The organism is Candidatus Pelagibacter sp. Uisw_136, assembly GCF_047720275.1.
In the GTDB taxonomy this organism is placed as follows: domain Bacteria; phylum Pseudomonadota; class Alphaproteobacteria; order Pelagibacterales; family Pelagibacteraceae; genus Pelagibacter.
The window spans coordinates 1,036,348-1,056,267 of record NZ_CP159812.1 but is presented as its reverse complement, the minus strand read 5'-3'; the positions used below and the strand labels follow the sequence as shown (position 1 = coordinate 1,056,267).

The 19,920-nt window shown below is 29.8% G+C and carries 18 protein-coding genes, 2 tRNA genes and 1 other RNA gene; 15 read left to right on the top strand and 6 right to left on the bottom strand.

The window, feature by feature from the left end; translation table 11 throughout:
- The first annotated feature begins 21 nt into the window (after window positions 1–21).
- The gene (locus ABXT53_RS05675; protein ID WP_271579873.1) at window positions 22–471 is read left to right on the top strand and encodes a YtoQ family protein; all 450 of its coding nucleotides are present in this window, start codon (window positions 22–24) and stop codon (window positions 469–471) included.
- Window positions 472–482: 11 nt separating this feature from the next.
- A complete protein-coding gene (locus ABXT53_RS05670; protein WP_415290193.1) occupies window positions 483–1,136 on the top strand; it encodes an NAD(P)H-binding protein in 654 nt (217 codons plus the stop codon).
- Window positions 1,137–1,141: 5 nt separating this feature from the next.
- On the opposite strand, the gene ABXT53_RS05665 is transcribed toward ABXT53_RS05670, so the two are convergent.
- Entirely contained in the window at window positions 1,142–2,161 is a 1,020-nt protein-coding gene (locus ABXT53_RS05665; protein WP_415290192.1) for an NAD-dependent epimerase/dehydratase family protein, read from the bottom strand.
- A gap of 106 nt (window positions 2,162–2,267) precedes the next feature.
- Between ABXT53_RS05665 and ABXT53_RS05660 the strand changes: the two genes are divergently transcribed.
- Window positions 2,268–2,645, top strand: a complete 378-nt coding sequence (locus tag ABXT53_RS05660; protein WP_415290191.1) for a winged helix-turn-helix transcriptional regulator — start codon at window positions 2,268–2,270, stop codon at window positions 2,643–2,645.
- A gap of 1 nt (window position 2,646) precedes the next feature.
- Here the strand turns inward: ABXT53_RS05660 and trxB are convergent, their stop codons facing one another.
- Window positions 2,647–3,591, bottom strand: coding sequence for a thioredoxin-disulfide reductase (gene trxB / locus ABXT53_RS05655; protein WP_415290190.1), 945 nt, complete (start codon window positions 3,589–3,591; stop codon window positions 2,647–2,649).
- 21 nt (window positions 3,592–3,612) lie between these two features.
- On the opposite strand from trxB, the gene ABXT53_RS05650 reads away from it, so the two are divergent.
- The 3 genes from ABXT53_RS05650 to ABXT53_RS05640 all read left to right on the top strand — a co-directional run bounded on the left by ABXT53_RS05650 (window position 3,613) and on the right by ABXT53_RS05640 (window position 6,447).
- The gene (locus ABXT53_RS05650) at window positions 3,613–4,566 is read left to right on the top strand and encodes a mitochondrial fission ELM1 family protein (RefSeq protein WP_415290189.1); all 954 of its coding nucleotides are present in this window, start codon (window positions 3,613–3,615) and stop codon (window positions 4,564–4,566) included.
- A complete protein-coding gene (locus ABXT53_RS05645; RefSeq protein ID WP_415290188.1) occupies window positions 4,553–5,215 on the top strand; it encodes a hypothetical protein in 663 nt (220 codons plus the stop codon). Before ABXT53_RS05650 ends, ABXT53_RS05645 begins: the two co-directional genes overlap by 14 nt.
- Window positions 5,216–5,391: 176 nt before the next feature.
- A complete protein-coding gene (locus ABXT53_RS05640; protein WP_415290187.1) occupies window positions 5,392–6,447 on the top strand; it encodes a D-alanine--D-alanine ligase in 1,056 nt (351 codons plus the stop codon).
- Here ABXT53_RS05640 and carB read toward each other — a convergent pair.
- Both carB and carA read right to left on the bottom strand, forming a co-directional pair.
- On the bottom strand, window positions 6,444–9,668 hold the full coding sequence (gene carB / locus ABXT53_RS05635; protein ID WP_415290185.1) for a carbamoyl-phosphate synthase large subunit: 3,225 nt from the start codon (window positions 9,666–9,668) through the stop codon (window positions 6,444–6,446). The genes ABXT53_RS05640 and carB overlap by 4 nt on opposite strands.
- A complete protein-coding gene (carA, locus tag ABXT53_RS05630) occupies window positions 9,646–10,842 on the bottom strand; it encodes a glutamine-hydrolyzing carbamoyl-phosphate synthase small subunit (RefSeq protein WP_415290183.1) in 1,197 nt (398 codons plus the stop codon). The genes carB and carA overlap by 23 nt, the downstream gene beginning before the upstream one ends.
- 128 nt (window positions 10,843–10,970) lie before the next feature.
- On the opposite strand from carA, the gene ABXT53_RS05625 reads away from it, so the two are divergent.
- From ABXT53_RS05625 to ABXT53_RS05600, 6 genes are all read left to right on the top strand, one after another.
- Window positions 10,971–11,432 (top strand): GatB/YqeY domain-containing protein, encoded by a 462-nt coding sequence (locus ABXT53_RS05625; RefSeq protein WP_415290181.1) that lies wholly within the window; start codon window positions 10,971–10,973, stop codon window positions 11,430–11,432.
- Entirely contained in the window at window positions 11,432–13,207 is a 1,776-nt protein-coding gene (gene dnaG, locus ABXT53_RS05620; protein ID WP_415290180.1) for a DNA primase, read from the top strand. The genes ABXT53_RS05625 and dnaG overlap by 1 nt, the downstream gene beginning before the upstream one ends.
- 66 nt (window positions 13,208–13,273) lie before the next feature.
- Window positions 13,274–15,097 (top strand): RNA polymerase sigma factor RpoD, encoded by a 1,824-nt coding sequence (gene rpoD / locus ABXT53_RS05615; protein ID WP_415290178.1) that lies wholly within the window; start codon window positions 13,274–13,276, stop codon window positions 15,095–15,097.
- Between the two features lie 9 nt (window positions 15,098–15,106).
- Window positions 15,107–15,181, top strand: a tRNA-Val gene (locus tag ABXT53_RS05610).
- Window positions 15,182–15,306: 125 nt separating this feature from the next.
- The gene (locus ABXT53_RS05605) at window positions 15,307–16,257 is read left to right on the top strand and encodes a hypothetical protein (RefSeq protein WP_415290177.1); all 951 of its coding nucleotides are present in this window, start codon (window positions 15,307–15,309) and stop codon (window positions 16,255–16,257) included.
- 237 nt (window positions 16,258–16,494) lie between these two features.
- Window positions 16,495–16,571: transfer RNA gene (locus ABXT53_RS05600), tRNA-Ile, on the top strand.
- Between the two features lie 20 nt (window positions 16,572–16,591).
- Here the strand turns inward: ABXT53_RS05600 and ABXT53_RS05595 are convergent.
- Both ABXT53_RS05595 and ABXT53_RS05590 read right to left on the bottom strand, forming a co-directional pair.
- Window positions 16,592–17,185, bottom strand: coding sequence for an ABC transporter substrate-binding protein (locus ABXT53_RS05595; RefSeq protein WP_415290175.1), 594 nt, complete (start codon window positions 17,183–17,185; stop codon window positions 16,592–16,594).
- 13 nt (window positions 17,186–17,198) lie between these two features.
- Window positions 17,199–17,984, bottom strand: a complete 786-nt coding sequence (locus ABXT53_RS05590) for a VacJ family lipoprotein (protein WP_415290174.1) — start codon at window positions 17,982–17,984, stop codon at window positions 17,199–17,201.
- Window positions 17,985–18,051: 67 nt separating this feature from the next.
- Between ABXT53_RS05590 and ABXT53_RS05585 the strand changes: the two genes are divergently transcribed.
- The 3 genes from ABXT53_RS05585 to mraZ all read left to right on the top strand — a co-directional run bounded on the left by ABXT53_RS05585 (window position 18,052) and on the right by mraZ (window position 19,918).
- Window positions 18,052–18,795 (top strand): N-acetylmuramoyl-L-alanine amidase, encoded by a 744-nt coding sequence (locus ABXT53_RS05585; protein ID WP_415290173.1) that lies wholly within the window; start codon window positions 18,052–18,054, stop codon window positions 18,793–18,795.
- Between the two features lie 42 nt (window positions 18,796–18,837).
- Window positions 18,838–19,193, top strand: an RNA gene (rnpB, locus tag ABXT53_RS05580) — RNase P RNA component class A.
- A 257-nt stretch (window positions 19,194–19,450) separates the two neighbouring features.
- The gene (gene mraZ / locus ABXT53_RS05575; protein ID WP_415290172.1) at window positions 19,451–19,918 is read left to right on the top strand and encodes a division/cell wall cluster transcriptional repressor MraZ; all 468 of its coding nucleotides are present in this window, start codon (window positions 19,451–19,453) and stop codon (window positions 19,916–19,918) included.
- Window positions 19,919–19,920: the final 2 nt, after the last annotated feature.

The window sequence follows — 19,920 nt, the reverse complement described above, 5'->3', positions numbered from 1 at the left end:
ATAAACAATAAGGAAATATAAATGTTAAGTGTATATTTAGCAGGTGAAATTCACAGTAATTGGAGAGAAGAAATTATTCAACTTTGTGAAAAAGAGAAATTAGATGTTAAATTTACATCTCCCGTAACTGATCATGAGGCCTCTGACAATTGTGGTGTAGAAATTCTAGGAGCTGAAGAAAAAAATTTTTGGAAAGATAGAAAAGGCGCTAATATCAATTCAATTCGAACTAAGAAATCTATTCAAGATTGTGATGTAATTATTGTTAAATTTGGAGAAAAATTTAAGCAATGGAATGCAGCATTTGACGCGGGTTATGCTACAGCACTTAATAAATCTATGATTGTTATTCATAACGATGATCATCAACATGCTCTTAAAGAAGTGGATGGCTCTGCTGCTGCTGTTGCGTCAGATCAAAAACAAGCTTTTCGAATATTGAAATATATATTGGAAGGATCCTTAAAATAGTTCTAGTTATAATGAAAACAGCATTATTATTTGGGTCATCTGGTTTAGTGGGAGGCCACCTCCTTAATCAATTAATTAAAGACACTAATTACTCTAAAATAAAATTATTTGTTCGTTCAGTTCCTGAAATTAGTGATCCAAAAGTAGAGATTATTAAGACTGATTTTAACAACTTACAAAATCATAAAGAAGACATCAAAGGTGATGACTGCTTCTTTTGTATTGGTACAACTAAGAAAAATTCTCCTGATAAAGATGAATATAAAAGAGTTGAACTTGATATTCCTAAAGAAGTTGCAAAAATTGCAAAATCAAATTTGGTTAACTCATTTATTTTTGTCTCTGCATTATATGCAAACCCCAAGAGCTCAGGAGAATACATAAGATTTAAAGGACAAGTTGAAGAAGAGTTAAAAGAAATTAATTTTCCAAAACTTGCAATAATGCGACCTTCTTTTTTAATAGGTAATAGAAAAGAAAAGAGAGCAAGTGAAACAATAGGTATTTTTGTATTTAAGTTACTTTCTCCATTACTTTTAGGTCCTTTAAAGAAAATGAAACCCACTCATTCAGAAACTGTTGCAAGAGCAATGATAGCTGTGATTCAAAATGATATTCAGCAAACTATTTTTGAGTCTAACGAGATATCAGAAATAAGTAGTTAGTATTTTTAAACTAATCCAAGTCTAATTACTGAGTTTCCAGCATCTACAATACTATCTTTTGCAGGTTTAAATTTTATTCCCAATAAATCTTCAGAATATGAAGTATCAGTCTGCATTAAAATGCCAAGATCAGGCAACATAATCTTTACAGAAGAATCTAAGTAACCGATCAATTTAACCATAAAATTTGGCATTTCTTTTTTTGGAAGTTTTTTTGCATATTTTGGAAATGCTTCAGCCATAATTTTAGAAACTTCGAGCATTTTTTTTACTTCTGAACCAATAATTAAACGTCTTCCATTAACCTTGGGATTTTTTATAGATAAAACATGCGCTCTTGCTACATCTTTTACATCAGAAATTAATATTCCAAAATTTGGCGCCATAGGATATTTTCCTTTAAGGAAAAGCTCAACATAGCTAGTTGAGGTATTTGTTTTTTTATCTAAAGCATCACCAAAAACTCCTCCTGGATTAATTACAGTTAATTTGTCTTTTAACCCTTTGCTTTCCATTAATTCCCAAGCAGCTTGTTCAGCTTTTGTCTTTGATATAATGTAGTCATTCGATCCACTCCAATCAGTATTTGACCAATCACTTTCTCCAAAAGTATATGGGTTTTTTCTGTTAGGTTTTTTAAACATAGCGGCTATTGATGAAGTAAGAATTATTTTTTCAACATTAGCTTCTATACCGGCATTTAAAACTCTTAACGTTCCACCTTTAGCAGCTGGAACTAAAGCCTCCCTATTTCTTGAGCTTTTCATGGGGTAGGGAGAAGCAGTATGTATAATATATTTACAATCTTTAGCAGCCTCAACCCAACCATCATCTTTTAATAAGTCCAATTCAACAAATGATAATTTATCTGTTGAAACATATTCGCTTAGAGTTTTCTTTGTTTTATCTAATGAATTTTGGCTTCTAACAGTTCCTAAAACTTCATATCCAGAATTTAATAATTCAATTGCTATATGTTTTGCTATCCAGCCGCTTATTCCAGTTAATAATACTTTATTTGTCATTTTGTTGTTCCTTTTTAATTAAATTTTTATTTTGATACATATGGACATAAATAATCTTTTATCAACTAATTATAAGCTTACTAGTCACTTCACAGTTACTTAAATAATGACTAGTCATTTTTTGTTATTAGTTTACAAAAAAGATGTGGAAAAAATTAGTCAAAAACAATCATGTCCTTTTTCAAACGTTATGGAGTTATTAGGAGGAAAATGGAAAATTTTTATTATTGCAAGAATCTATGAAAATAAGAAAATCAGATTTAATGAGCTTAGAAAAACAGTAACTAATATCAGCTCCCAAGTTTTGGCTAGAAAACTTGATGAAATGAGAAAAGATGGCTTGGTTGTTAAAATTATTAATAAATCTCAAAACGTAGATTATAAACTAAGTGAATTCGGAAATTCAGCAATACCAATAATATCTGCTTTAAAAAAATGGAGCTTAGGTAGGAAAAAAGAAATTTCTAAAATAGTAAATATTTAAGTTAGTGAGATAAGAATTTTTCAGCTTCAAGTGCAGCCATACAGCCCATTCCAGCAGCAGTTACAGCTTGTCTGAACGTTTTGTCTTTAACATCACCTGCAGCATAAACACCAGGGATATTAGTTTCTGTTAAATCTGGTTTAGTTAATAAATAACCTTCTTTATCCATATCTAATTGATCTTTAAAAAGAGCCGTTGCTGGATCATGACCAATTGCAATAAATAAACCATCTATTTTCATTTCTTCAATTTTATTTGTTTTAAGATTTTTAACTTTAATCGCTGTAACATTTTTAGGTTCACTATCCCCAATAACCTCTTCAACAGCACTATCCCAAATTATTTCAATTTTTTTATTTTCCATTAATTTTTTCTGAAGTAATTTTTCAGCTCTTAATTCATCTCTTCTATGAATTAGTTTTACTTTAGATGCAAATTTTGTAAGAAACATTGCCTCTTCAACAGCAGCGTTTCCACCACCGACAACTGCCACAACTTTTTCTTTAAAGAAAAAACCATCACATGTTGCGCATGCTGAAACTCCAAAGCCTCTATAAGCTTGCTCTGATTCTATATTTAACCATCTTGCTTGAGCACCAGTTGAAATAATTATGCTATCTGCAGTATATTTTTGACCACTATCACCTATAGCTTCAAAAGGTGTAGATTTTAAATTTACTGATCCGATATGATCTTCAATCATTTCTGTACCAACTGCTTTTGCTTGGTCTCGCATTTGATCCATTAACCATGGACCTTGAATTACATCTGAAAATCCAGGATAGTTTTCTACATCTGTTGTTGTAGTTAATTGTCCACCAGGTTCAGAGCCGTATACTAAAACAGGGCTTAACATTGCTCGAGCAGCATACACAGCAGCTGTATAGCCAGCTGGACCTGACCCTATTATTAACACTTTTGTGTGTTTTGTTGGATTTTCACTCATGCAGAAGTTATATAAGGATAAATGACAAAATTAAAAGGGTTATTATTAACCGAGGGCATGCACGGCATGATTAGCCAAGTTGAAGGATTAGCTAAGGCTTTAGATTTAGATTTTATACACGAGAAGATTGAAATTAATAATTTTTGGAAATTATTTCCACCCAAAGTAACACCCATTCAAGATTTTGTTTTTAAAAATAAAATTAATAGCCAGTTTGATGTTGTTATTTCTTGTGGAAGAAAAAGTGTAATCCCATCAATTTATTTAAAGAAAAAATTTAAGAACAAGATCATAAATATTCACATTCAAGAACCTAAAGTGTCATTAGATAATTTTGATTTTGTAGTTGCACCCGAACATGATGGTTTAAAGGGAAATAACGTACTAACAAGTAAAGGTGCAGTTCATTATTTAACCAATGATGAGTTGGACCAGAATGAAAATTATTTAAAATCTAAAATTAATACTCGAAAAAAAATTGTTACTTTAATATTGGGAGGACCAACTAGATATTATGATTATAACAATCAAGTCATAGATGGTATTTTTTCAAAAATTGAGCAAAATTTCTTAAAAAATAACTATCAAGTAATTATTATTCCCTCAATGAGAACTCCTCAGAATATAATAGAAAAAGCTAAGAATTATTTTGATAAAGATCAAATCATAATACCTAATGTTGATAAAAAAGCTTATCTTTCTTCATTAAAAATTTCAGATCATATTATTGTTACTTGCGATTCTACTTCAATGATTTCAGAAGCTGCAATTACTGGAAAGCCAATTTATGTAGCTCAAATGCCAGCAAGTAAAAATAATCAGAGATTTAAAAGCTTTTTTAATTTATTCGAGTCTTTAAATATAATAAAAGAATTAAATAATTCTATTGAAAATTGGACTTATACAAAACTAAACGAAACTAATAAAATAGCGAACCAAATAAAAGAAAAAATAAAACAGCATGACTTTTCTTAATTCAATTTTAAATAACTCTATGGAACACAATGATCCTTTTAAACATTGGGAGTTAAATAAACCATTATCAAATGATGCTATTAATGAAATCATAAGTGCTGACATACCTGATCTAAATCAACTTGATTTAGAATATGATGGAACAAGAGCTATTGATGGGGGTGCACCAGAATTTAGAGAGGGGATAACAAGTGGTGGTAAAGCAATAAAATTTAGATGTTTTATTACAAAAGAAAATAGCAAGAAGTTTCCAGCATTAACAAAACTAATCAATGAACTTCAATCAAAAGAAACATACTCCAAGATTTCAAGTCTTATAAATAGAGATCTGTCTAATTCTTATGTAAGAGTAGAAGTAATTTGTGATAGAAAAGGATTTTGGCTTAAACCACATTGTGATATTAAAGAAAAAATAGTCTCGTGCTTGTTATTTGTTAATGAATTTAATGAATCTGAGACACTAGGTACTGATTTTTACAATGAAAAGTTAGAAAAAGTTAAAACTGTTCCATATAAAAATAACTATGGTTACTTCTTTACCAGTGGGCCAAATACATGGCATGGGATGGAAAAGAAGGATATCGTCAAAGAAAGACGTTGTTTACAAGTTAATTACGTCTCTTTTCCTACGGATTGGAAAGTTAAGTAGTATTAAATTTATAGAGACTTGTATCTATCACCACTGATAGGGCGTATACTTAGCTTTTTAGATACTGCCAGATAATTTTACACTTCATTACTTAGGCAATAATTTTTTAGAAAACAACTTTATTAGAATAGCACATCATTCATGCTTTTTTGCATGGGTTATGTGTTGGATTTATTATGATTATAAAAGACATAGCTAAACAAGGAATTCCAGAAATAGGTAATATTTTACCTTTAAAAAAAAATAATATTATTCCAATAAAAATTAGTAAGACTATAGAAATAGTCGTAGTCCCTAATTTGGGTGAGGTAAATTCACATCAAGATAATGTCGGAATTATTCTAGAAGAAAAAAATGTTCTAAGGATTTTATCTAAACGATATAAAAATGTTTTAATTACTGAAATTAATTCAGAAGAAGATCTTGAAGCCCTAGTTAAAAGAAAGCCTGATTTAGTATTCTCTGGTGTTAAGTATTTCTTTTTTAATAATAGGAAAATATGGCTAAATGATTATTTAGAGATGTTTGAAATTCCATATATCGCCTCAAGTAAAGCAGCTCTTGATAATGAAAGTGATAAAAATAGAGCAAAAAAAATTATGCAAAAAAATAATATTAGAACTGCAGATTTTTTTATAACAAACCCTGGTGAATACTTAAAAGAATCATCAATACCAATAAAATTTCCCCTTTTTATAAAACCAGTAACTGGTGGAGATAGCAGGGGTGTGGATAAAAATTCAATTGTATTTAATTTTGAAGATTTTACCTCAAAAGTATTAGACATTAAAATAAAGCAAAACTCACCTTCTTTAGTCGAAACATATTTAGCAGGAAAAGAATATAGTGTTGGTATTTTTGAAGATAGTAATGACGGAACTTTAAGAGCTATGCCAATAGAAATTATCGTAAAAGAAAATGTAGACGGTCATTGCATTCTTGATTTTGATGTTAAAAAAAATGACGAAGAGAGCGTAATTCTTGTTTCAGATGTTGCGGTCTTTGACAAACTTTCTAAATTAGCAAAAGATTCGTTCAAAGCTTTAGGTGGAAAATCTTTAGGTAGAATAGATATTAAAATGGATCATTTAGAGGTTCCTCATTTTATAGAAGCAAATTTAATGCCAGGTCTTCGAAAAGGATATTTTTATAGATCGTGTGTTTTAAACCTTGATATGAGTTATGAAGATATGATTTTTAGTATTGCAAATACTGGTTTGTCTTCACATTAAATATCTTGAAGTGCAGTTACTGTAATCTCCTTTGTCTTTAAAGATCTAATTCCCATTAAGCAAGCTTGAGCAGTAGACATGTTTGTACAATAAGGAACTTTATTACCTAGTGTAGCTCTTCTTAAAGCCATTGCATCTTGAAGACGATGTTCACTATTTCCACCACCTGTATTAATTACAAGTGCAATTTTTTTAGAATTTAGTACATCAACAATGTGAGGCGATCCCCCACTAACTTTGTTTATCGTTTTGCATTTTATTCCATGTTTACAAATGTATTCTGCAGTTCCACCTGTTGCACATAAAGTAAAATTTAATTTTATTAATTGTTTTGCTAGATCTACACCTTCATCTTTGTGACCATCTTTAAGAGAGATAAATGCTAGACCTTTTGTTGGTAATGAGTTTGAAGCAGCAATTTGGCTTTTTGCATAAGCCATACCAAAGTCTTTATCAAATCCCATAACTTCACCTGTTGATTTCATCTCAGGCCCCAACAATAGGTCACTATTTGGGAATTTATTGAAAGGAAATACAGCTTCTTTAACAGCAAATAAATTTTTATTTTTACCCTTTAAATTAAATTTAGATAATTTTTCACCAGTCATTACACGTGATGCAATTTTAGCAAGAGGAAGACCTTTTGCTTTAGATACAAAAGGAACTGTTCTGCTTGCTCTTGGGTTTACTTCGATTACATAAATTTCATCATTTTTAATGGCAAATTGAATGTTCATAAAACCTTTAACATTTAAAGCTAAAGCTAATTTTTTTGTTTGAACTTCTATTTCAGTTATTAGTTTTGGTTTAATAGATATGGGAGGTAAAGAACATGCAGAATCCCCTGAGTGAATACCTGCTTCTTCAATGTGTTGCATGATACCTGCAACAAAAACTTCTTTCCCATCAGATATTGCATCAACATCTACTTCCATGGCATGGCTAATAAACTTATCTATTAATATTGGATTATCTTCTGCAGCTTTAAACGCTTCTTCTACAAAGTTTTTTAATTGGCTTTTCTCATGAACAATTTCCATTGCTCTACCACCTAGTACATAAGAAGGTCTTACCATTAAAGGTAGTCCAATTTTTTCAGCAATTTGAATGGCTTGCTTGTAAGTTTTAGCAATACCACTTTCTGCTTGTTTTAATTTTAATTTATCAAGTAATTTTCTAAATCTATCTCTATCTTCAGCTAAATCTATTGACGTGTACTGCGTTCCAAGAATTGGAAGCCTGTTATCATGTAGAAATTTTGCAAGTCTTATAGGGGTTTGCCCACCAAACTGAGCAATGATCCCTACAAGGTTTCCTTTTTGCTGTTCTTTTATGATAATATTATAAACATACTCTTCTTTAAGAGGTTCAAAATAAAGTCTATCACTTGTATCGTAGTCTGTTGAAACTGTCTCAGGGTTACAGTTAATCATTATAGTTTCAAAACCACTATCTTTAAGAGCATAACTTGCTTGGCAACAACAATAATCAAACTCAATACCTTGGCCTATACGGTTTGGTCCACCGCCTAAGATTATAATTTTTTTTCTTGAAGAAGGTTCTGCTTCACACTCTGAATTCAAAGCATAATTTCTTTGATATGTTGAGTACATATAAGGTGTGAAAGATTTAAATTCAGCAGCACAGGTGTCTACTTTTTTGTAAACTGGTAATACTTTTAAAGCAGTTCTTTTTTTTCTAACAAGGTCTTCAGGAATTTTAGTGATTTCAGATAGTTTTTTATCAGAAAAACCTATTGATTTAATTCTATTAAATTCATTGTAGTCTTTAGGGAGACCTTTTTTTTGTATTTGATTTTCTTCATCAACAATTTCTTTTATTTGCTCTAAAAACCAAGGATCTATTTTACAAAGTTGGTGAATTCTTTTAATGTTGATTTTTTTTCTAAACGCTTCAGCAACTAATAATATTCTATTTGGAATATTTTTTTTTAATTCTTTTTCTATTTCTTTTTTGCTAAGTGGAAAAATTCGATCTAAGCCTGAAAAGCCAATTTCAAGAGAAACCAATGCTTTTTGAAGAGATTCTTTAAAGTTTCTACCAATTGCCATTGCTTCACCAACTGATTTCATTGAAGTTCCAAGAATTGCCTCAGAAGTAGAGAATTTTTCAAAGGTAAACCTTGGTATTTTAGTTACAACATAATCAATACTAGGTTCAAAAGAAGCAGGTGTTGTTTTGGTAATTTCATTCTTTAATTCATCAAGTGTGTAACCAACAGCTAGTTTTGCTGCAACTTTTGCAATTGGAAACCCTGTTGCTTTAGAAGCAAGAGCTGAAGATCTCGAAACTCTTGGGTTCATTTCAATGATAACCATTCTGCCATCCTTAGGATTGATTGCAAATTGAACATTTGAACCACCTGTTTCTACTCCAATTTTTCTAAGACAAGCAATTGAGGCATTTCTCATAACTTGGTACTCTTTATCCGTAAGTGTTAGAGCGGGTGCAACCGTAACGGAATCTCCAGTATGAATTCCCATTGGGTCAATGTTTTCAATAGAACAAATAATAATACAGTTGTCTTTTTTATCTCTAACAACTTCCATTTCAAATTCTTTCCAACCCTCAAGGCATTCTTCAATTAAAATTTGGCTAACAGGGGACTCGTGTAAACCATCTTTAACTATTTTAAGATATTCTTTTTCAGTTTTGGCAATTCCTCCACCCAAACCACCCAAAGTAAATGCAGGTCTAATGATTGCAGGTAATCCAATTTGCTTTAAAGCTTTTGCTGCATCTTTAATATGATTTACCACCTTAGATTTTGGTAAGTCCAAACCAATATCTAGCATGTTTTTTCTGAATTTTTTTCTATCCTCTGCATTAGAGATTGCCTTGGAATTTGCACCAATTAACTCAATCTTATATTTTTTAAGAATTCCTTTTTTCTCCGCTTCCATTGCTAAATTCAAAGCAGTTTGGCCACCCATTGTTGGCAAAATTGCATCTGGTTTTTCTTTTTTTAGAATTTTTTCTAATACCTCCAAAGTTATTGGCTCAATATAAGTTTTATCTGCAACACCAGGGTCTGTCATGATAGTTGCAGGATTAGAGTTAATTAAAATAACTTTATAACCTTCATCTTTAAGGGCTTTACAGGCTTGTGTACCTGAGTAGTCAAACTCACATGCTTGACCTATGATAATTGGTCCAGCACCAACGATTAGTATAGTTTTAAGATCTTTTCTTTTTGGCATTTTTTTTTATGTTGTTAATAAATTCTTCAAATAAGTAAACGCTATCTTGTGGCCCTGGGTTTGATTCAGGGTGATATTGAACAGAAAAAACAGGTTTATTTTTTAATCTAATTCCTTCAATGCAATTATCAAATAAAGATTTATGAGTTACTTCAATATTTTTTGGTAATGTTGCTCTTACAATTTCAAAGCCATGATTTTGACTCGTGATTTCGACATTATCTTTAATTAAGTTTTTAACTGGATGATTAGCACCTCTATGACCAAGTTTCATTTTTTTAGTTTTTGCACCAAGCGCTAAGGCTAGAATTTGATGACCAAGACAAATACCAAAAATAGGTAAATTATTTTTGATTAATTCTTTAATGATTTCAATTGCATATTTTCCAGTTGCTGCAGGGTCACCAGGACCATTGGATAAAAAGATCCCATTTGGCTTTAATTTAAGGATGTCTTTTGCACTCGTTTTGCATGAAACCACTGTTACTTTACAATTTAGATCTGAGAAATATCTTAGGATATTTTTTTTAATTCCATAGTCAATTGCAACAACATGTAATGAGTTTTTTTTATTTTTTAAGTAACCAGTTTCTTTTTTCCAAGTTTTAAAACCTGACCAAATATAATTTTTTTTAGTAGTTACTTGCTCTGCTAAATCTAAATTATTTAATCCACTCCATCTTGCTGTAATATTTGCTAATTTACTAATATTGAAATTGCCCTTATTAGAAAAAGAAATAGTACCTTTAGGTGCTCCATTATCTCTAATATAATTAGTCAAACCTCTTGTATCCAAACCAGTGATCCCGACAATCTTATTTTTTTTTAACCACATGTTTAAATTTAGCAATGATCTATAATTAGAAGGACTTGTTATTTCAGAGTTAAAAATTACACCTTTTGTCCAAACCTTATCGGACTCTAAATCTTCTTTGTTAGTCCCAACGTTACCAACGTGAGGAAAGGTAAAATTAATAATTTGCCCAGCATAAGAGGGATCTGAAATAATTTCTTGATAGCCAGTTAGAGAAGTATTGAAACACACCTCACCTGTTGCAGTTCCTTGGTAGCCAATACCAACACCTTTAAAGATAGTTTTATTTTCAAGAACTAAAATGCCTGTGTGAATCTGTGAGATTTTGTTAGAGCTAATTTTTTTTGCTTTTTTGATCAATTACAACTCATGAGTTAAAGGTTAATACAATAAAACCTTAATTATCGCAACAGAGATGTATTATAAAATTATTAAAAAACAATTTTTCTTTTGAAGAATTTTCACTTTACAGTAGATTAAAAAATATTATGACATTGAAAGAAAAAATTGAAGCTAACTATAAAAATTCTCTAAAATCAAAAAATAAGGTTGAAATCTCAACCTACAGGTTAATTTTGTCTGGAATAAAAGATATTGATATTATCAATCGATCTGGCGCCAACATAAAAGAAACAGACGATGAGGATATTAAAAAACTTTTAAAGAAAATGATCAAGCAAAGAACCGAATCAATAGATATCTATAAAAAAAATGACAGAATGGATTTGTTAGAAGTTGAGCAAAATGAATTTGATCTTTTATCTAGTTTTTTACCACAGCAGCTAAACGATGAAGAAACTAAAAAGATATGCATTGATACAATAGGTAAATTGGGTGCTGCATCAATTAAAGACATGGGTAAAGTGATGAGTGAATTGAAAAAGTCATATCCTGACAATCTAGACTTTGCTAAAGCTGGACCCTTACTTAAAGAACTATTGAATAAATAATGAAATACCCAAAAGAGTATTTAGACGAAATTAAAACTCGTTTAAAGGTTTCGACAGTTGTATCAAAATCTGTCAGTCTAAAAAAAAGAGGCAAAGAATTTGTGGGCTTATCACCCTTTAAAACTGAAAAAACACCTTCATTTACAGTTAATGATGAAAAAGAATTTTATCATTGTTTTGCAACATCAGAGCACGGAAATATTTTTGATTTTGTAATGAAAACTCAAAATTTGAAATTTGGAGAAGCGGTAAAATCGCTAGCAAATCTTGCAGGTATGAGACCTTACACATTTTCAAAACAAGATGAAGAACGTGAAAAAAATTGGCAAGAGTATTGCTCAATCTATAATCAATATATTCAATTTTATCACGATGAAATTTTAAAAAATGAAAACTTAACTATTGCGAGAGATTATTTAAAGAAAAGGAACCTTAGTAGAGATGAAGTAAAAAATTTTAAGATTGGATTTGTTGAAAGAAACTCTAATTTTTATGAAAAGTTAAAAGATGAATTTAGTGAGAAAGTTTTAGTTGAAAGTGGTCTTTTTTATTTAGATGAAAACAAGAATAAATATGTTGAAAGATTTAGAGATAGAATAATATTTCCGATTAATAATATTTCAGGCCAACCTATTGGATTGGGAGGAAGAACTATCCAAGAAAATAGTTATTCAGCAAAATATATTAATTCCCCTGAAACACTTTTTTTTAAAAAAGGTTCCAATTTATATAATTTAGATTTAGCTAGGAGATTATCTAATAAAATAGATCATGTATATTTAGTTGAAGGATATATGGATGTAGTTGGTTTAAGTAAAAATGGAATTGAGAATGTTGTAGCAAATCTTGGAACTTCTTTAACGGATAGACAAATTTTAATGCTCAACCAATTCTTTGAAGATATAGTTATCTGTTTTGATGGTGATGAGAGCGGATACAAAGCAGCGCTCAGAGCAGCAGAAAATTCAATTAAAGAACTACAACCAGAAAAACAAATTTCGTTTCTTTTTTTACCAGACGGCGAAGATCCTGACAGTTATGCAAATAAAAATGGTAAAGCAAACTTTGTTGACTTTACTAAACAAGCAAAAATCTCAATTCATCAGTTTATATTTAATCATTATAAACAACAAACTGACAACAATCCTTCATCAATGGCTATTTTTGAAAAAAAGTTAAGAGCTATTGCTGCAACTATAAAAGATGATTTTATAAAAAAATATGTATTAGAGTTTTTCTTGGAGAAAATTTCATCTTTAACTCCACATAGTAATGTAGGAAAAAAACAATTTTATACTAAAAAGATAAAATCATTACAGTCTACTCAAAAACACTTTAACGAAAGCAAATTATTGAGTGGTGTGGAGCTTAAAGAGTTTTCATTGCTTTATTTGATAATGAATAACTTAGATTTATTTCAAGAAAATATTCACATGATTGAAAATATAAATCTATTTAGCGAAGAAAATAAATTAATTCTTGAAACTCTGATAAACAAACTAAAGAGTGGAGAAAAACTTACCTTAGATCAAATTCCTATCGATCCTCAATTAACTGAAAAAATTTTTAAATTTTCTTCGATAAAACATATTCTTAATAATCATCAAAATGATCAGAATAAAATGTTTGAATTATTAGAAGAGGTCTCTAGAGACCTTAAAAACTACGATTTAGAGTTTAGGATTGAAGAGCTTGAATCAAAGTTCTCGAAAGATTTAAGCGAAAGCACTTTCAATGAAATAAGAGAGCTAAAAAAACAAAAAAACATCAATTAAACCCTTCAAAAAATACATGGATTTTTTTCAAATTGCGCTTATATAAGTCATCTCAAATATACTATTGTGGAAAGAATAATTACAAAATCATTTGCTAGACTTATGGGTCGTGGGACTCATAGAGGATTTATAACTTTTGATGAATTAAATAAATCATTAGGTAAAAGGAATCTTTCAGACGAGAATTTAGAACAAGCTTTCTTACATATTCTTGATGAGAATGTAGCACTAGTAGAGAAAAAATCTGATTTCAAAGTTTTAAGAAAAAAAGAAAATTTATCTAAAGAAACAGGAAAAACGATTGAGAAAAGTGATGATCCTATAAGAATGTATTTAAGAGAGATGGGTGGAGTAGAACTTTTATCTCGTGAAGGTGAAATTGCAATTGCCAAAAGAATTGAAGCAGGAAAAAATGTAATGCTTATCGCATTATCGCAAAGCCCAATTACAGCGCAACAATTTGTTGAGTGGGATGAAAAACTTCAAAATGATGAAATTTTAGTTAGAGAGATTATTGATATCGATACTAATTACATGGAAGACGAAAATACTGGTCCAAGTGCCAAACAAAGAAATTCTGGAGAAACAGATAAAAATGATGAAAGCAATGGAGACGATGATGAATTCAATCCAACGCTAGCTGCAATGGAAACTGAAATAAAACCAAAAGTTTTAAAAACTGTAAATACTTTAACAAAAGAATATGCAAAATTAATCAAATATCAAAAAGAAAAACTTCATTGTATTTTGAATGCAGTAAGTTTCTCAACTGCTAAAGAAAAAGGACATGAAAAAATTGTAAGTGAAATTTTAGAAAATATTAAATCATTACAGTTGTCGCCTTCTGTATTAGAAGTGTTGGTTCAAAAACACTATGTAGAAAATAAAAAAATTGTTTCACTAGAAGGAAACCTTCTGAGGTTAGCAATGGATCAAAAAATCCCAAGAAATGAATTTATTAAGTTTTATATTGGTAACGAAATTAATCCAAATCTTAAAAAGTTTCTGGATACTAACCCAATTTGGAAACAGTTTTTCTCTAAAAATAAAGAAGAATTTAAAAATATAAGAGAAAGGTTAATTGAGATTAGTCATAAACTTGGAATTTCAGTCACAGATTATAAAAAACTAGTTAGTAGAGTTCAAAAAGGTGAAAAGGAATCTAGAATTGCAAAAAAAGAAATGGTTGAAGCAAACTTAAGATTAGTAATTTCAATTGCAAAAAAATATACAAATAGAGGACTTCAATTTTTAGATCTTATTCAAGAAGGAAACATTGGTCTTATGAAAGCTGTAGATAAATTTGAATATAGAAGAGGTTATAAGTTTTCAACATATGCTACGTGGTGGATCAGACAAGCAATTACAAGATCAATTGCTGACCAAGCTCGTACAATAAGAATTCCAGTTCACATGATTGAAACTATTAATAAAATTGTAAGAACTCAAAGATTAATTTTAAGTGAATTTGGTAGAGAGGCTACACCTGAAGAATTAGCACAAAAATTAAGAATGCCTTTAGACAAAGTTAGAAAAGTTTTAAAAATATCAAAAGAACCTGTATCCCTTGAAAAACCAGTGGGAGATGAAGAGGATAGTAGTTTAGGTGATTTTATTGAAGATACAAAAGCATTAGCACCCTTAGAACAAGCTATTAAGTCAAATTTGAGTGAAGCTACGACTAAAATTTTATCAACTTTAACGCCAAGAGAAGAGAGAGTTCTTAGAATGAGATTTGGTGTTGGAATGAATACAGACCATACTCTTGAAGAAGTAGGACTTCAGTTTTCGGTAACTAGAGAGCGTATTAGACAAATAGAGGCAAAAGCTCTAAGAAAACTAAAACACCCAAGTAGATCCAAACAATTAAAAAGTTTTTTAGAGAGTTAAAATTTCAAAGGGAGCTTAGCTCAATAGTAGAGTACTGCATTGACATTGCAGGGGTAGATGGAGCATAACCATCAGTTCCCACCATAACTGAACATTCATTTACAAGTAAAAAAAAAAAATTGACACAAAGGAAATTGATTTTAGAGTATTATTGTATAAAAAATAAATAAACTTTAAAAATAAATTTAATTATTAAAGTACCTTTTAAAATGAACAAACAGATCTTCTGTAATTATTATCAAGATAATGACCCAGAGCGCCGTAAAGAAATTTTGTATTGTATTCAAACAAATCTTGATCTTGATTTTATTGAAAAAATAAATGTTTTCATAAGTAATGATGAGAGAAATGCAAAATTAAATCAGAGTCCAGAGGAAGATTTGTTAAGTTTACATAATAGCCATAAATTAAATTTCATCCATATTCCTTCGAGACTTAGATTTTCAGATATTGTTAATTATTGTAGTAATAATTTAGAACCAACATATATTGGTATTTTTATTAATTTAGATATTTTTTTAGAAAATTCCTTAGATTGGAAAAATGTAGAAACCTTTTTTAAAAAAAGTCCTTCTCATAAATCACCAAGTCATCAAAAAAAATCTAGAAAAATTTTTCTTTCTTTAAGACATAATTTTTTAGAGGAAGAGTGGGATAAGGCTTCAATTGAAGCAGATAAAAAATCATGGAAGGAAGGTGATTTTACTGATTGTTATGCATTCGAAAGTAATTTTTTAAAAGATTTTATCAATGAAAAATTAGATTTTAGATTTAGCTCCACTCCAGGTTCTGACGCATTGTTGACTGGTATTTTCAATAAACATTACCAAGTTTTTTCCCTTGGAAAAAAATATAAAATTTTTCATTACGATATTGCTGCTAAAAAAAATTATAAAAAAAAAATTTTCTTTCAAACAAAAGATATAAGTGTTGTTAAAAGATTAAAAGAGTGGGTATCAGTTCCGTCAAACCAAAATTGGGAAGCTTACCTATCAACTGGTGAATGTCCAAAAGTTCAATACGTATACAGCAATAAAGAAAATTTATTGATTAAAAGTATTTATTTAAAATGTAAGATATTTTATATAGTTATTTTGTTTCGAATTATGAATATTATCAATTCATTCCGAAGTAAATACTTAGAAACAAAAGTTAAATAAATCTTAATATTTTTGGTGAAAATTTTTTAAAATTTAAAATCTAAATGTCTAGATCAAACTTTTACAGCCAATCCCAAATTTAGATTTGAACTCACTAATGACTCAGTATGTAGAAAGAGAAGATGGGATTATCTTTGATTTACTTAACGTTTTAAACTATAATTCAAAGTAACAAATAACATTAATTTCGTGTGGAATGTAGGAGTTAAACATTGTATATCATCTTGGAATTAACAAGGGCCTGTAGCTCAGTTGGTTAGAGCAGTACACTCATAATGTATTGGTCCCAGGTTCGAGTCCTGGTGGGCCCACCAAAAATTATTTTTATAGATGATTATTTAATAAACTTTTTTAAAGTAGAAAAAAGAGCATTGATATCCCCATCATTACTCTGAATGATAGAAGAGAATTCTTCCTTTTGAGTTCTTGCTAGACTTAAGCCTTCAATAATTAAATCTCTGATTAAAGGGTTTTCAGGGTTTTTTGTATAAATTCTCCAGTCAATTTTAACTTCAGGCCTTTGTTCTGTTCCGACTAAAATACTAGATACCATTGTATAATTTTCATTTAATTCTTTTTTAGATATAACTTCAATCTCTGGATTTGAGTATTCAGCCAGTCGACTAGAAAAACTTTTTAGAAAGTATTGTTCAAAAAGCATTTCATATTGATTTATTTCATTCTCACTTATATTTTTTCTATAAGCTCCCAAAGTGTAATAACCAATACCATTGATATCAACTGTTTCACTTGCAATTTGTTTTAGCTTTTCTATTTTTTCTTCTATTGAATATTTGTTATTTAAGGCTTCTGATGCTCTGTTCACTGTTGATTGAACAAACACATCTGGCTCTATTGAATATGATTGATTAATATTAATAAAGTTAATTATGATGAAGGCAAATATTAAAAACTTTTTTAATTTCATCAAGTTTTATAATTTATTTAGTCTCTATTTCTTCCCAATCACTATCGTCTTGGGTTTCAGTTATTGCATTAGAGTTAGCTATTTTTTGTTCTCTATCTTGCAAATATAAGCTTTTAACTGAAGCATAAAAATCCATAGAATTTTTTTCTAAATTATTGAACGAGTCTATATTTTTTGCTCTAAAATCTATTCCAGAACTTGCTCTTGATGCGTAATAATCAAAGTCAGAAAAATGTTGAGTATTATTGGCTACAGTAACATTATACCAAGCGTCTCCACCAATTAGATTCCCAAATGATCCGGCAATATCTCTAACAGTCGATGGCCCCAAAACAGGTAAAACGATATAGCAACCTGGACCAACACCCATTACCCCAAGTGTTTGGCCATAATCTTCTTTTTCATATTCTTGAAAACCAATTTCTTCAGCCACGTCAAATATCCCAATAACCCCAACTGTTGTATTAACTATAAATCTACCAGCATTAACCCCAGCTTTTTTAAATTCTCCTTGGAGAATATTATTAGGTATTGTTGCAAGCGTAGAGATATTGTCTAGAGCGTTACCTGCTCCAGCTCTGACTGGAGAGGGCAGAACTCTATAAGCTTTTGCAACAGGTTCAAAAATAATATTATCAAGAACTTGGTTAAATTTAAATGTTGCTCTATTTATACCCTCAAAACAATCCTTAACTTCTCCAGAATTTTTTTTTGATAAGCTATTTTCACCATCTGTGCCGGCACTTACATTTGTTGCTAACATTAAGCTTATTATTGAAGTTATTATAATTTTTTTCATTAGCTTGATTATATAATATATATATTATCAATGTAAATCAGCAATTAGCTTCAAATATGACACAAAAATGGCATTAAAAACAATATTAAACTATTCACCTAATTTTAGTCATAAAAAAAGATTTTCTAAGCAAATCAAATTTATTATTTTTCATTATACGGGAATGAAAAACGAATCTGATGCTTTGAAAAGACTGACAGATATACAATCTGAGGTTAGCTCACATTATTTAATTAAAAATAATGGAGAAATCATAAAATTGGTACCTGATTTATACGTTGCATGGCACGCAGGAAAGTCCTCATGGAAAAATTACAAATATTTAAATCAAAATTCTATTGGAATTGAAATTACAAACCCAGGTTATGAGCATGGTTATAAAAAATTTACAAAAAAACAAATTGCTTCTCTTTTAAAGTTAAGTAGATTTTTAATAAAAAAATACAAAATTAGCCCTAAGAATTTTTTGGGACACTCAGATATAGCAGCACTAAGAAAAAAAGACCCAGGAGAAAAGTTTCCTTGGGAATATTTATCTAAAAATAAAATAGGGATATGGCACAGGTTAAAGAAGCAAGATTTGATAAAAAACAGAAAACTAAAAACATGCAAAATAGAAGAAAATATTTTTTTCAATAACCTGTTTAAGGTTGGATATTCAAAAAATTATCCAAAAGATAAAGGTAAGAATAAATATTTAAGACAATTAGCAAAAACTTTTCAAAGAAGATTTAGGCAGGAGTTAATTGATGGTAAAATTGATCAAGAATGCCTAATTATTAGTAAAAATCTTATTAAGATACATAACTAAATTTTTCTTGAAGTTCTATATTTTAGTAATAAATTGCATCTGCTAGATGAACGACTTATCGCTTTAATTTTTTTAAAGAGGAAAGTCCGGGCTCCGCAAAGACACAGTGCCAGATAATACCTGGCGGGGGAAACCCTAGGGATAGTGCCACAGAAAATATACCGCCATAACATGGCAAGGGTGAAAAGGTGTGGTAAGAGCGCACCGGTTCTATTGGTAACAATGAACGCTGGAAAACCCCACTGGGAGCAAGACTAAGTAGAGATGATATTGTTGCAAAACTAAAAGCTGTCTTTGGCTAGTCATCAGGGTTAGTTGCTTGAGCTTAAGAGTGATCTTAAGTCTAGAGAAATGGTAGGTTTAAATGACAGAACCCGGCTTATAGTTTGTCTAGCAAACTTATCCACAAGAAACATTTGCCAAATATATGAATGTTCACCTTTTGATTCATAATTGAATCATTTCTGTTCTTATTTTTGATCCTAGAATTGCATTGAGTTAAAAATTAAAAATTGATTTTAGATTTAATGTAGATACATAAAATTTATCCACAATTATTCACAAATTGGCCTAAAACGAACATATTGACACTATGATTAAAAACCCATATTGTCCCATATATTCCCAAATATGGAATTTATGAAATATAAAAAATATGTTTTTATCTACTTACGAGAACAAAATAGACAAAAAAGGAAGGGTATCTGTGCCTGCTAGTTTTAGATCTCACCTTTCAAATTTAGGATATAACGGTGTTATCTGTTATCCCTCATTTAATAATCAGTCTATAGAAGCTTGTTCACAAGATAGAATTGAAAAACTTTCTGCAAGCATAGACTCATTAAGTCCATTTGGAGAAAAAAGAGATTATTTTGCAACATCAATTTTATCTGAGAGTATGAATTTACAATTTGATAGTGAAGGTAGAATTTCATTATCAACAAAATTATTAAAGCATGCAAAAATAAAATATAACATGTTGTTTGTTGGCCAGGGTCAAACATTCCAAATATGGGAACCAGCAGCATTTGAAAAATTTAAGATCAATGCAAGAAAAAAAGCAAATCTAAATCGTGCAAGTCTTAAATGGGAAAAACATTTTAATAACAATGAGGGGAAATAAAA

Coding starts and splice junctions, on each gene's coding strand:
- ABXT53_RS05675 (WP_271579873.1), top strand. CDS start 22: ATGTTAAGTGTATATTTAGCAGGTGAAATTCACAGTAATTGGAGAGAA.
- ABXT53_RS05670 (WP_415290193.1), top strand. CDS start 483: ATGAAAACAGCATTATTATTTGGGTCATCTGGTTTAGTGGGAGGCCAC.
- ABXT53_RS05665 (WP_415290192.1), bottom strand. CDS start 2,161: ATGACAAATAAAGTATTATTAACTGGAATAAGCGGCTGGATAGCAAAA.
- ABXT53_RS05660 (WP_415290191.1), top strand. CDS start 2,268: ATGACTAGTCATTTTTTGTTATTAGTTTACAAAAAAGATGTGGAAAAA.
- trxB (WP_415290190.1), bottom strand. CDS start 3,591: ATGAGTGAAAATCCAACAAAACACACAAAAGTGTTAATAATAGGGTCA.
- ABXT53_RS05650 (WP_415290189.1), top strand. CDS start 3,613: ATGACAAAATTAAAAGGGTTATTATTAACCGAGGGCATGCACGGCATG.
- ABXT53_RS05645 (WP_415290188.1), top strand. CDS start 4,553: ATGACTTTTCTTAATTCAATTTTAAATAACTCTATGGAACACAATGAT.
- ABXT53_RS05640 (WP_415290187.1), top strand. CDS start 5,392: ATGATTATAAAAGACATAGCTAAACAAGGAATTCCAGAAATAGGTAAT.
- carB (WP_415290185.1), bottom strand. CDS start 9,668: ATGCCAAAAAGAAAAGATCTTAAAACTATACTAATCGTTGGTGCTGGA.
- ABXT53_RS05625 (WP_415290181.1), top strand. CDS start 10,971: ATGACATTGAAAGAAAAAATTGAAGCTAACTATAAAAATTCTCTAAAA.
- dnaG (WP_415290180.1), top strand. CDS start 11,432: ATGAAATACCCAAAAGAGTATTTAGACGAAATTAAAACTCGTTTAAAG.
- ABXT53_RS05605 (WP_415290177.1), top strand. CDS start 15,307: ATGAACAAACAGATCTTCTGTAATTATTATCAAGATAATGACCCAGAG.
- ABXT53_RS05595 (WP_415290175.1), bottom strand. CDS start 17,185: ATGAAATTAAAAAAGTTTTTAATATTTGCCTTCATCATAATTAACTTT.
- ABXT53_RS05590 (WP_415290174.1), bottom strand. CDS start 17,984: ATGAAAAAAATTATAATAACTTCAATAATAAGCTTAATGTTAGCAACA.
- ABXT53_RS05585 (WP_415290173.1), top strand. CDS start 18,052: ATGGCATTAAAAACAATATTAAACTATTCACCTAATTTTAGTCATAAA.
- mraZ (WP_415290172.1), top strand. CDS start 19,451: ATGTTTTTATCTACTTACGAGAACAAAATAGACAAAAAAGGAAGGGTA.